We start from the raw sequence: 12,379 nt of genomic DNA, 5'->3' as shown, positions 1-12,379 counted from the left end.
ATGCGCCGTCGGGACTTCCTCGCTATCTCGCTGCTCGCGCCCCTGACGATGTCCGGGGGCGCGTGGGCCGGTCATGTGGTGGAAGCGCTGCCGGATGGGCGCAAGCACCGTTTTGGTTTTGGTCCGCGCCGGTTTGAGCTGGATGGCCGTCCGTTCCGCATCCGCAGCGGGGAAATGCACCCCGCGCGGATCCCCCGTGAGTACTGGCAACATCGTATTCGAATGGCGAAGGCCATGGGCCTGAATACCATCGCGATCTATGTGATGTGGAACCACCACGAGCGTGAGCCCGGGGTGTTCGACTGGCAAAGCGACAACCGTGACATGGCAGCCTTCATTCGCCTGTGCCAGGCGGAGGGACTGTGGGTGTACCTTCGGCCTGGCCCGTACGTGTGCGCGGAATGGACCAATGGCGGAATCCCGGCCTATCTGTTGCGCGATCCGGACACCCGGTTGCGTACCAAGGATGATCCTGCGTTCATGGCCGCGACGCTGCGCTACATCGGCCAGCTCGCGGCGTTCCTCAGGCCGTTGATGGTTGAGAACGGTGGCCCCGTGCTCATGATCCAGATTGAAAACGAGTACTCGATGTTCGCCGACGACGTCGATTACCTTCGCGCGCTGGCCGACATGTGGCGTGTGCACGGGATCCATGGTCCGTTCTCGGTCTCGGACGGCTGGAAGGACCTCAAACGACGCAAGGCCTATTTGCCGGGCGCCGCGCTGGGACTCGATGGTGCCGAGGTACCGACGCTGGCCATGGGCCACGAGTTCGCCGGGGAATCGCCGGTGTGGGTGGGCGAGGGGTATCCGGGATGGCTGACCCATTGGGGTGAAGGTGAGTTTGCGAGCAAGCACTACGTGGATACGCTGCGCTCGGTGATCCGCGCGGGTTATTCGTTCAACCTCTATGTCGTGCACGGCGGTACAAACTTCGGCCTTACTGCCGGGGCCAACGCCGAAGACGATGGCTCGCAGTTCCAGCCGGTGATCACCAGCTACGACTACGCGGCGCCGATCGACGAGCGCGGTCGTGCGTCGCCTGCGTATGCCGTACTGCGCGATGCGATTACCCGCGAGGCGGGTGTGGTCGCTCCGAATCCGCCGGCGGATATCCCGGCCGGTCGCTTCGCACCTTTCACACCTGAGCCGAAGGGTTCGCTCTGGGATGCGCTGGGTGAAGCGCATGTTGTACCGAAACCGGGCGCGAACGAAATGCTGTTCGGTCTGGACCAGGGGCTTGTCGTCTATCGCAAGCGGGTGGATCGCGCGGGCACGCTGTCGCTGGAGGGCGTGCGTGACTATGCGATTGTCTATGCGAGCGGCCGGGAGATTGGCCATGTCTCACGGCTGACGCACGCGTCGTTGTCGTCGAAGCCGGAGGTGGCCGTTCCGCATGCGGGCGATATGGAAGTCCTGGTGGATACCTTCGGCCATATCAACTTCGGCCCTCGGCTGGGCGACCACAAAGGCCTTGTCGGGCCGGTGGCATTCCAGGGCATGCCGGTGCGTGACGTGGAGGCATGGCCGTTGCCGCTGGATGGTGCCTGGCTGGAGAACCTGCCGGCGCTGCGCGACAAACCCACCCGCGGCGGCGTGCTGTTCGAAGGCGAACTGGCCCTCCTGGAGACCGGCGACGTCTACCTCGACATGTCGGCCTGGAACAAGGGTTATCTTTGGGTCAACGGGAACTTCCTCGGGCGCTACTGGCATATCGGCCCGCAAGAGCGGCTGTATTGCCCCGGCGCATGGTTGAAGGCCGGCGCGAACAGCGTGCGCGTCCTCGACCTGCATCGGACCGAAGGGGCACCCATCACATGCGCGGAGCGGATGCATGACGGGCTGGCGTGAGGGTACGGGCAACGTGATGTCGACACCGGCACCGCCGCGCGCGATCGGCTTCTGGGGCGGGCTCTCCGCCAACGTGCTGAACATGATCGGCATCGGGCCGTTCGTCACGATCCCGCTTGCGCTTTCCGCGCTCGCGGGTCCGGCGGTACTGCTCGGCTGGATCGCGGGAGCATTCCTTTGCCTGTGCGATGGCCTGGTCTGGGCGGAACTGGGTTCGACGATCCCGGAATCGGGTGGTCCGTACCATTACCTCCGCGAGGCGTACGGGCGTGAGCGGGCAGGGCGGCTGTTCGGCTTCCTCTACCTGTGGCAAACCTTGCTCACCGCACCGCTTTCGATCGGCTCGGCGGCCGTTGGCTTCGCCCAGTACGCAGGCTACCTCATTCCATCGCTGGGTGAGGGTGGGCGGATCCTGGTCGCGGCAGCGCTGTGCCTGCTCAATACCGCCATTCTTTACCGCAAGGTCGGCGATATCCAGAAACTGTCGCTGGTCGTCACCGTAGCCGTGGTCGCGGCCGCCGTATGGATCGTCCTCACCGGTATCAGCCATTTCGATCTGGCCACGGCGCGCCACTTCCTCGATGCGCCGATGGCGTCGGGCAAAGGCTTCTGGCTTGGGCTGGGCGCGGTGTCGCTGATCGCGGTGTACGACTACGGTGGCTATAACAACGTGTGCATGCTGGGCGGCGAAGTGAGGCAACCGCGGCGGACGATCCCGCGGGCCGTACTTATTTCGATCCCCGTGGTGGCCGTGCTCTATCTGGGCCTGAATATCAGCATCCTTGGCGTGTTGCCGTGGGAAACGGCGGCGAAGTCCACCGCGGTGGTCGCCGACATGATGCAGGCCGTGCACGGTGCATGGGGTGGCACGGTCGCCGTGGTGCTCATCCTGGTCGCAAGCTGGGGTTCGGCTCTCGTGGTACTGCTCGGTTACTCACGGGTGCCTTATGCCGCTGCGTCGGATGGCCAGTTTTTCAAGCCGTTCGCGCGCCTGCATCCGCGGGATGGTTTCCCCACCGTGTCGTTGCTCTTTGTCGGGATCACCTCCGCCATGGCCTGCTTCCTCTCACTGGAGAAGCTGATCAGCATGCTGATGGTGGTGCAGATCCTGTTCCAGTACATCGCCCAGTGTTTCGCGGTGGTCGCGCTGCGTCGGCGCGAACGTTCCGCCGATGTATTCCGCATGCCGCTGTATCCGCTACCGATCGCGATCAGCGTAGCCGGCTGGCTTTATCTTGTCGCCACCAGTGGCGTTTCCACCATGCTCACCGCCGTGATAGCGATCACGGCCGGTTGCATCCTGTTCCTATGGCAAGCGAGGAGAACCCGTACGTGGCCGTTCCCCACATGAAGCCCTGGGATGTGGCCGTCGTTGGAGAAATCTTCGCCGACCACATCTTCACCGGATTTCCCCATTGGCCGCAGCCCGGCGAAGAAGTGATCGCGCAGGGTTATGTGCGTGAGCTCGGCGGTGGCAGCGTGAACACCGCGTGTGGCCTGTCGCGGCTTGGCCGGCGCGTACGCCTGGTCGGGCTGATCGGCGATGCCGACTTCGACTGGTTCGAGCAGCGCCTTAGTGAGTTTGGCGTGGAGATGGGCGGCATCCGCCTGGAACACGATGGTACCGGCATCACCGTCAGCGTTTCGATGCGCGATGACCGCACGTTCTTTACCTACCCGGGTGCGAACCAGGGCCTCGCCGAATGGCTGGCAGTGCCCGCCGTGGTCGCTGACCTGGCCGCCGCACGTCACGTGCACTTCGCCATGCCGCTGTCGCGTGATCTCGCGCAGAGCGTGCTGCCCGTGCTGCGCGCCGCAGGGTGCACGACCTCGCTCGATGTCGGCCACAGCCCTGGCTGGTTGCGCGACCCAGGCAACATCGCGACCTGTCGCGAGGTAGACCTGTTCCTGCCGAACACGGCCGAAGCCGCGCTGCTTTGCGGCGAGGCCTCGACCGAGGCGTTTATCGCGTGGGCTACCGACCATGGCTTGTCGCGTGCCGTGGTGAAGCGCGGCGCGCAGGGCGCCCTGGCGATGTCCGGTGGCGTGCTCAGTCATGTGGTGCCGCCGACGGTCGATGCGGTGGATACCACCGGCGCCGGCGATGCCTTCAATGCCGGGTTGATCGATGCCTGGCTCGATGACGAACCCCTTGGCCCTGCGCTTGAGCGTGCCTGCATTTGCGGCGCGCTGTGCAGCACGGCCCCTGGCGCCCTCGCGGCGCTGCCCCATTCCCCCCAATTGAGGACCCTTCGTGAACGGACGTACCGATCGTAAGATCGCACTGGTTGGAGGGGGCGGCGTGCGCTCGCCCCTGGTCGTGTTTGGCGTGAACGAGGCCGCGCAGGCGCTCGGCGCCGCCGAGATGGTGCTTTACGATCCGGACCCCGCGCGGCTGCGGGTCATGGTCGACCTCGGCAATGCCATCGTGAAACGGTCGGGCGGCGAACTCCGCCTGCGTGGCGCCAGCTCCATCGAAGACACGATCGAGGGTGCGGACTTTGTGTTGAACAGCATTCGCATCGGTGGCATCACCGGTCGCGCCGCGGATGAGCGCGTGGCGATCGAGCACGGTTATCCCGGCCAGGAGACGACGGGCCCCGCCGGCATCGCGATGGGTTTGCGGACCATTCCTGCGGCCATCGAGCAGGCCCGCCTGGTCGAGCGCCTGGCCCCGGAAGCCTGGCTGGTGAACTTCACCAATCCCGCAGGCCTGATTACCCAGGCGGTGAACGACCATAGCAAGGCCCGCATCGTCGGCATCTGCGATACGCCGACCGAGCTGTTCCATAACATCGCTCGTGCGCTGGGTGAGCCGTTCGAAGAGGTCGAGTGCGACTACGTGGGCCTGAATCACCTGGGCTGGGTGCGCGGCGTGCGCGTGCGCGGCGAGGAAAAGATCGACGCGCTCATCGATAACGATGACATGTTGCGCAGCCTGTACCTCGCGCCGCTGTTCGATACGAAGATGATCCGCACGCTGCGGCTCATTCCGACCGAGTACCTGTTCTTCTACTACGAACGCCAGCGCGCCCTGGCGAACCAGCGCCGGCAGGGCGGCAGCCGCGGCGCGGAAATCTCGAAGCTCAACGACGAACTGTTCGCCACGCTGGGTTCGCGGCTGGCTGCCGGGCAGGGCGATGAGGCGGTCGATATCTACGCGGCCTACCTCAACCAGCGCTCGGGTTCGTATATGAAGCTGGAGGCGGAAGGTGGGTCGGCGTTTGACGCCGGGGTGAGCCTGGATGTCGATCCGTTCCGTGTGGCGACGGGTTATCACCGGATCGCCATCGACGTCATGAGTGCGCTGACCGGTGCGAAGCCTGCGCCCATCGTCGTGAACACGCGTAACCGTGGCGCGGTGCCCGATCTGCCGGATGCGGATGTCGTCGAGACGCTGTGCGATATCTCGCTTGACCGGATCGAGCCGCGCAAGCTGGCGCCCTTGCCGGATGCGGTGGCGGGCCTGGTCCGTTCCGTGAAGGCGTACGAGCGCGCGGCGATCGCCTCGGTACTCGACGATTCGCGACTGGGTGCGCGCAAGGCCATGCTGATCCACCCGGCCATCGGCGAATGGTCACCCACCGCCAGCCTGCTCGATGCGTTGATCGGCCATGTCGACGAAGACGGTGACTGCCTCTGCCAAGGCCCCATCCACCGTTGATCACCCTGTAGGAGCGCGCTTGCGCGCGATGGGGTTTGCCGCAAGCACCCATCGCGCGCAAGCGCGCTCTTACAGGGAATGCGCCGTCAGCGTGACATCGACGCGGCGGTGAGCTTGCCGATCTCGGCGAACCACGCCGTAGCCTGGTCGGAGCTGGCCGGTGAGTGGACCAGGAACAGCACCACGATGCGCTTGCTGCCATCGGGTGCGGTGATGATGCCGATGTCGTTAAACGCGGCGCGGTGGCCATCTTCCGTGCCGCTGGTGCCGGTCTTGTCGGCAAGCTGGTAGCCAGCCGGCAGGCCCGCGCGAACACGGTTGGGGATGACCTGGGCCGTCATCAACGCCAGCAGTTTTTGTGTCGAACCGGCGCTGAGCAGTTCACCCGCTTGCAGCTTGCGAAGGAAGGTGGCCGCGGCCTCGGGCGTGCTGCTGTTCACGTGGCTGGCGAGTACGGCATCGCTGCCTTTCGCCTCGAACATCCGGCCGAGGTCGCCTTCGCCCATGTCGATGCGCATGCCATGCACTCCCTTGCTTTCGAGGAACCGCGTGGCCGTGGCGGTCCCACCGAGGACGCGGAGCAAGGCATCGACGGCGGTGTTATCGCTCTGGGTCACCGCCGCATGCAGCAGTTCGTCCACCGTGAAGTCCTTGGCCCCACTCTTGAGTGCCGCACCCGTGGACGGGACCGCGGATCCCCCGACGATATCCGCTGGCACCAGGTGCACCTTCCGGTCCAGACGCAGCGTGCCGGCATCCACCTGGCTGAGCACCGCCGTTGCGATGGGCGCCTTGAACACACTCATCATCAGGTAAGGGCGATGGGCGTTGACGCTGACGGACTGGCCGGTGGCTGGATCCATGACCAGGACGCCGAGCGTGCCCGGTTTCGCCTGCTCGGCCACCTTTTGCAGGGCCGCCTGTAGCGCGGCATCGGGCGCCGCAGCGAGCGCGGCCGAGGCGACGAGGGAGAGTGCGGTGCCGCGGAGCAGGTGCTTGAGCACGGGGAGGACGCCTGTTCATGGAGGTGCGGGCACGGTAACGCCGGTCGTGGCCTTGTGCCTGTCGTAATCCGGGCAATTTGCTGACGGAATGATCATCACATCGCCTTTACGAGCGGGTCGTCACCGTTTGAAGGTTATGCCCTGCCGCGCAGGCGGGCGCGAGCGAGTTCTACAGGGGCCAACCGCTTGAACCAGAAACTGATAACACGTGACCGCACGATCTGGGCCGTCGTGTTCGCGATTCTTGCCGTCACGCTGGGCATCGATGCCATTACCCCGTTGGGCTACTCGGTGTGGGTGTTCTATTTCCTGGCGGTCGGGATGATGGTTTTCCAGTCGCGCCGGGACATGCCGTTCGTGGTGGCGTTCCTGGCGACGGTGCTGATCGCCATCGGCTACAAGCTGTCACCGCCGTCGATCGCCGAAGGCTCGTCGGTCATCAACCGGAGCATTGGCGCTGCCTCGTTCTGGGTCATCGCTGCCCTGGTAAGCCAGGCCTTGCGCGCGCGGATAGCAGCCGAACGCATGTTATGGCTGCACGAAGGCCAGAACGCCGTATCCCATGCGCTGCGTGGCGAGCAGACGCCGGAAGAGATCGGCAGCCACGCCGTGCGTGCCCTTTGCCGCCGGTTAGAGGCGCAGGTCGGCGCGTTGTACCGCGCCGACAGCCACCAGCTCGTGCTGTGCGGTGGGGTCGGTCTGCCTGGCGATCATCCGGCGACGTTGCCGCGCGAGGGTGGCATGCTGGGCGACGTCCTGGTGGAGGGCGAGCCTCAGCGATTGGCCGACCTCTCCGCCACGCACCTCGCCGTGGCGACGACGCTCGGCCGCACGACCCCCGCGGAGGTCTTCCTCATGCCGGTCACAGCCGATGGCGATGCCGTGGGCGTGCTCGAGATCGGCCGGATCGGAGGCGCCGATCTGCATGCCGCGGATCTCGCGCTCCTGCAACGCAGCAGCGAAGCCATTGGCGTGGCCTTGCGCACGGCCGCGCTGCGCCAGCGCCAGAACGAGCTGCTCGAAGAGACCCAGCGGCAGAGTGAAGAGCTGCAGACCCAGCAGGAAGAACTGCGTGTGGCCAACGAGGAGCTGGAAGAACAGAGCCGCAGCCTGCAGCAATCGCATGCGTCGCTTGAGGCCCAGCAGGCTGAGCTCGAGCAGACCAATGTGCAGCTCGAAGAGCGTACGCATGAGCTGGAGCGCCAGCGGCAGACCCTGGTGATGGCGCAGGCCGACCTGGCCCGCAACGCGCGCTCCCTCGAAGCAACCAACCGCTACAAGTCCGAATTCCTCGCAAACATGTCGCACGAACTGCGCACGCCGCTGAACAGCTCGTTGATTCTCGCGAAGCTGCTGGTGGACAACCGCGACGGCTCGTTGACCGAGGAGCAGGTGCGGTACGCCTCCGCGATCCATTCGTCCAACAACGATCTGCTCACGCTTATCAATGACATCCTGGACCTCTCGCGGATCGAAGCCGGGCATGTGGAGATCGCGGCGGAGCCACTTTCGGTAGAAGCCACGCTGGAAAGGGTGCGCGAGACCTTCGAGCCGCTGACGGCCGAGAAGGGGCTTGCCTTGCGCATCGCGATGGCCCCGGGCGCGCCGACCCGGCTCATCGGCGACGAGCAGCGCCTGCGCCAGGTCGTGAAAAACCTCGTGGCGAACGCGGTGAAGTTCACCGAGGCGGGTGAGGTGTCCCTGCGTGTGGAAGCAGCACCGGGTGATCGGGTGCGCTTTACGGTGACGGATACCGGCATTGGTATCGATCCAGCTCAGTTGGACGCGATATTCGAGGCGTTCCGCCAGGCCGATGGCAGCACCAGCCGCAAGTTTGGTGGCTCCGGCCTGGGTCTCTCGATCTCGCGCGATCTCGCCCAGCGCATGGGTGGCGATATCTCGGTGGCGAGCGCGCCGGATGAGGGCAGCAGCTTCACGCTGGAACTGCCGGTCGACGGTAGCGCTTATGCGAGCGTAGCCCCGCCGCAGACGCCGGCCAGCCTCATGCCTGCGCCTGCATCGGTGCCGCGCGCCAGTACCAGGGCATCCGCGCCGGGTCCTGCCGAGGCGGTCAAAAGCCGGGCTCCGGCGCCGGTTGTCCCGGCGGTTGCAGATGATCGCGCATCGCGGCAGCGCCCGGGACGCCTGATCCTGGTGGTCGAAGACGATGTGATCTTCGCCCGCGCCCTGGTCGAACTGGCCCACGAACTGGACTTTGATTGCATCGTCGCCAGCACCGCCGATGAAGCCCTCATGCTCGCGGTGGCGCATTCGCCGAGCGGGGTACTGCTCGATATCGGTTTACCTGATGTCTCTGGCCTTAGCGTGCTGGAACGCCTGAAGCGTGATCCGGCGACCCGGCATATCCCCGTGCATGTCGTATCGGCGACCGAACAGACACACCTGGCCATGGAGCTGGGTGCCGTTGGCCACCTGATGAAGCCGGCGACGCGCGAGCGCCTGGTCGATGCCATTGCGCAGCTGGAAGATCGCTATGCACGGACGATGCGCCGCCTGCTGATCGTCGAAGACGATGCGGAGCTGCGCAATAACCTGACCTTGCTGCTCGCCCGCGACCAGCTCGAGATCATCGCCGTGGGCAGCATCCGCGATGCACTGGATCACCTCTCGACGTCGACCTTCGATTGCCTGGTGATGGACCTGATGCTCCCGGATGGCAGTGGCTACGACCTGCTGGAGCACATGGCGGGCAGCGAGGCGTTCGCCTTCCCCCCGGTCATTGTCTACACCGGTCGTTCGCTCACCCGCGAGGAAGAACAGCGTCTCCGTCGCTATTCAAAGAGCATCATCATCAAGGGCGCGCGTTCGCCCGAGCGCCTGCTGGATGAAGTGACCTTGTTCCTGCACAGCGTGGAAGCCTCGCTGCCAACGGACCAGCAGCGCCTGTTGCGCGAAGCGCGTAAGCGCGATGCGATGCTGGATGGCCGTACGGTTCTGCTGGCGGAAGACGATGTTCGCAACATCTTCGCCTTGACCAGCGTGCTGGAACCGCTGGGCGTACGCCTTGAAATCGCCCGCAATGGCCGTGAAGCGGTGGATCGGTTGGCGCACACCGAAGTAGACCTGGTCCTGATGGATATCATGATGCCGGAGATGGACGGCCTCGAAGCGATGCGGCTCATCCGTGCGGACGCCCGCCTCGCCGAGGTGCCGATCATCGCGCTCACGGCCAAGGCCATGTCCGACGACCGCGAGCGTTGCATCGCCGCGGGTGCCAACGACTACATCGCCAAGCCCATCGATATCGACAAGCTCGTGTCGTTGTGCCGTGTGTGGTGCTCGAGGCGCTGATGTCCGCGGAAACCGAACTGTTCGATCTTGAGCTCAAGGTGCTGCTCGAAGCGGTGTACCTGCGTTATCACTATGACTTTCGCCACTACGCGGTGAGTTCATTGCGTCGGCGCATGCGCCACGCGATGGGGCGCTACGGGCTGGAGCGGCTGAGTGACCTGCAGCATCGGGTGATCCATGATCCCGTCTTTTTCGCCGAAGCCATGCAGTACTTCACCGTACAGGTCTCGGAGATGTTCCGCGACCCGGATTACTTTGCCGCCTTGCGCGAGCATGCCATGCCCGTGCTGAAGACCTACCCTAGCATCAAGGTGTGGGTCGCCGGGTGCAGCACGGGGGAGGAAGTGTGGTCCATGGCGATCCTGCTCGAAGAGGAAGGCCTGCTGGATCGTACGGTGATCTATGCCACCGACATCAATCCCAAGGCGCTTGAGGCAGCGGAAAGCGGTGTGTTCGCGCTGGACCGCATGGCCTTGTTCAGCCGTAACTACCAGGCTGCGGGCGGGCGCCGTTCACTGTCGGATTACTTCACCACGGGCTACGGTGGGGCGGTATTCGAGCGCCGCCTGAAGAAGCAGGTCGTCTTCGCCGACCACAGCCTGGCTACGGACGCGGTGTTCTCCGAAGTACACATGGTCTCATGCCGCAACGTGTTGATCTACTTCAATCGCGAGTTGCAGGACCGGGCCGTCGGCCTGTTCCACGATTCGCTGGTACGCCGTGGTTTCCTTGGCCTGGGCGCGAAGGAGTCGCTGCAGTTTGGCGCGCACGCCGCGGCCTTCGAGGCCTGCGCTCCGCAGCAGCGCCTGTACCGGAGGGCTGCCGCATGAGCCAGGCCTTCCCCCAGGCAGTCGTCATCGGGGCGTCGGCAGGCGGCGTCCTGGCGTTGCGTGATGTGTTGGGTTGCTTCCCCGCGCGGTTCCCGGCACCGGTGCTCGTCGTCCAACATATTCCGCGCGACCGGCCCAGCGGTATCCCTGCATTGCTCGGTGGCACCTGTGCATTGCCCGTCGCTGAGGCCGAAGATAAGGAGCCGCTGTGCGCAGGCGTGGTGCTGTTCGCGCCCTCGGACTACCACCTCCTGGTGGAAGACAGCGCGACGGTTTCACTTTCCCGCGATGAGCCCGTGCTGTACTCGCGGCCAGCGATCGATCCCTTGTTCGAATCAGCGGCCGAAGTATTCGGTGAGGGTCTGCTCGCCATCCTGTTAACCGGCGCGAGCAGCGACGGCACCGCGGGGGTCGCTGCCGTCCGTCGCGAAGGTGGCACGGTATGGATCCAGGACCCCGCTGAAGCCGTTGCCTCCGTCATGCCAGCGTCGGCGATTGCCCATGCCGGCGCCGATGCCATTGTTACCTTGAGCGACTTGTGTCGCCGCCTTGGGAGCTTAGCCCCATGACCTTGTCGATGAGCTTGCATGAGGAAGCTGCTGTCACACGCGAGCTGGCCAACGTCCTCATCGTGGACGACGTTCCGCAGAACCTGGTAGCCATGGAGGCGTTGCTCGCCCGCGATGACATCCGCATCCTCAAGGCGGCTTCCGGTCCCGAAGCGCTGGAGCTGTTACTCGTCCATGACGTCGCGCTTGCGCTGCTGGATGTGCAGATGCCCGACATGGATGGCTTCGTGCTGGCCGAGTTGATGCGTGGTTCGCAACGCACCCGCCATGTGCCGATCATCTTCCTCACCGCCTCCCCGAACGATCCGGCCCGTTCCTTCAAGGGCTACGAGACAGGTGCAGTCGATTTCCTGCATAAGCCGATCGATCCGCGGGTGATCCTCGGCAAGGTCGATGTGTTCGTGCAGCTGTATCAGCAGCGTCAGCAGCTGAAGACGCAGAACGCGAGCCTGGAGCGCGCGCTGCAGCTGAATGAGGCGATGATCGCGGTGCTCACCCACGACCTGCGTACGCCACTTTCGGCGATTACGTTGTGTGCCGACCGGATCAAGGAAGAGGTCGGTGACGGACCGCTGGCACGCACGGCACACCACGTGGAATCCAGCGCGAGGCGTATGGCGCGGATGATCGACCAGTTGCTCGATTTCTCGCGGATCCGGTCGGGCGCGATCCGGCTGGAGCTGGCGAACCATGACCTCGGTGCGCTGGCCGAGACGGTGGCGGAGGAGACGCGTCAGGCCCACCCGAGCCGCGCCATCGAGGTCATTACCCACGGCGAAATGCTTGGCTACTTCGATTCCACGCGGTTATCGCAGGTACTCTCCAACCTGCTCGGCAATGCCGTGCAGTACGCACTGGGCAGCACGCCGATCGTGCTCGAGGTGAACGGTGCCGACGCCGCCGCGCTGCAGCTAAGCGTACGCAATGCGGGTGTACTACCGCCTGGCCTTGTCCAGCGGATCTTCGAACCGTTCAAGGGCAGCTTCCACCCGAGCCGCGGCCTCGGCCTCGGCCTCTACATCGTCGATCAATTCGTGCGTGCGCACGGTGGCGACGTGGTCGCGCAGAATATCGACGAAGGCGTCGAGTTCCGCGTCCACATGCCGCGCCACGCCACCCGAAACCTCTAGGAGCGCGCTTGCGCGCGAT

The 12,379-nt window shown here is 65.0% G+C and carries 9 protein-coding genes; 8 read left to right on the top strand and 1 reads right to left on the bottom strand.

Annotation, left to right across the window (positions count from 1 at the left end):
* The 4 genes from VGN46_RS00255 to VGN46_RS00240 are packed head-to-tail and all read left to right on the top strand — an operon-like array spanning position 1 to position 5,515.
* Positions 1-1,851: a beta-galactosidase gene (locus VGN46_RS00255; RefSeq protein WP_331639381.1), complete on the top strand. Its 1,851-nt coding sequence runs from the start codon at positions 1-3 to the stop codon at positions 1,849-1,851.
* Positions 1,835-3,202, top strand: coding sequence for an APC family permease (locus VGN46_RS00250; RefSeq protein WP_331639379.1), 1,368 nt, complete (start codon positions 1,835-1,837; stop codon positions 3,200-3,202). The genes VGN46_RS00255 and VGN46_RS00250 overlap by 17 nt, the downstream gene beginning before the upstream one ends.
* Positions 3,184-4,128, top strand: coding sequence for a carbohydrate kinase family protein (locus VGN46_RS00245; RefSeq protein WP_331639377.1), 945 nt, complete (start codon positions 3,184-3,186; stop codon positions 4,126-4,128). Before VGN46_RS00250 ends, VGN46_RS00245 begins: the two co-directional genes overlap by 19 nt.
* Complete coding sequence (locus VGN46_RS00240) at positions 4,106-5,515, top strand: 6-phospho-beta-glucosidase (RefSeq protein ID WP_331639374.1); 1,410 nt, start codon at positions 4,106-4,108, stop codon at positions 5,513-5,515. The genes VGN46_RS00245 and VGN46_RS00240 overlap by 23 nt, the downstream gene beginning before the upstream one ends.
* Before the next feature lie 86 nt (positions 5,516-5,601).
* Here VGN46_RS00240 and bla read toward each other — a convergent pair whose 3' ends face one another.
* Positions 5,602-6,519 (bottom strand): class A beta-lactamase, encoded by a 918-nt coding sequence (bla, locus tag VGN46_RS00235; RefSeq protein ID WP_331639372.1) that lies wholly within the window; start codon positions 6,517-6,519, stop codon positions 5,602-5,604.
* 186 nt (positions 6,520-6,705) lie between these two features.
* Here bla and VGN46_RS00230 point away from each other — a divergent pair, with 186 nt between their 5' ends.
* Genes VGN46_RS00230 through VGN46_RS00215 form a run of 4 tightly spaced genes read left to right on the top strand, consistent with a single transcriptional unit; the run spans position 6,706 to position 12,360 of the window.
* Entirely contained in the window at positions 6,706-9,831 is a 3,126-nt protein-coding gene (locus tag VGN46_RS00230; RefSeq protein WP_331639370.1) for a response regulator, read from the top strand.
* Entirely contained in the window at positions 9,804-10,661 is an 858-nt protein-coding gene (locus VGN46_RS00225) for a protein-glutamate O-methyltransferase CheR (protein WP_331639368.1), read from the top strand. Before VGN46_RS00230 ends, VGN46_RS00225 begins: the two co-directional genes overlap by 28 nt.
* Positions 10,658-11,230, top strand: a complete 573-nt coding sequence (locus VGN46_RS00220) for a chemotaxis protein CheB (protein WP_331639366.1) — start codon at positions 10,658-10,660, stop codon at positions 11,228-11,230. The genes VGN46_RS00225 and VGN46_RS00220 overlap by 4 nt, the downstream gene beginning before the upstream one ends.
* Complete coding sequence (locus VGN46_RS00215; protein ID WP_331639364.1) at positions 11,227-12,360, top strand: hybrid sensor histidine kinase/response regulator; 1,134 nt, start codon at positions 11,227-11,229, stop codon at positions 12,358-12,360. Before VGN46_RS00220 ends, VGN46_RS00215 begins: the two co-directional genes overlap by 4 nt.
* Positions 12,361-12,379: the final 19 nt, after the last annotated feature.

This window comes from Luteibacter sp. (assembly GCF_036500425.1).
Taxonomy (GTDB): domain Bacteria; phylum Pseudomonadota; class Gammaproteobacteria; order Xanthomonadales; family Rhodanobacteraceae; genus Luteibacter.
The sequence above is the reverse complement of the archived record's forward strand: the minus strand, read 5'-3'. Positions and strand labels throughout refer to the sequence as shown.

Bases quoted from the DNA above. Each gene is read 5' to 3' on its own strand.
- VGN46_RS00255 (WP_331639381.1), top strand. From the start codon at position 1: ATGCGCCGTCGGGACTTCCTCGCTATCTCGCTGCTCGCGCCCCTGACG.
- VGN46_RS00250 (WP_331639379.1), top strand. From the start codon at position 1,835: ATGACGGGCTGGCGTGAGGGTACGGGCAACGTGATGTCGACACCGGCA.
- VGN46_RS00220 (WP_331639366.1), top strand. From the start codon at position 10,658: ATGAGCCAGGCCTTCCCCCAGGCAGTCGTCATCGGGGCGTCGGCAGGC.
- VGN46_RS00215 (WP_331639364.1), top strand. From the start codon at position 11,227: ATGACCTTGTCGATGAGCTTGCATGAGGAAGCTGCTGTCACACGCGAG.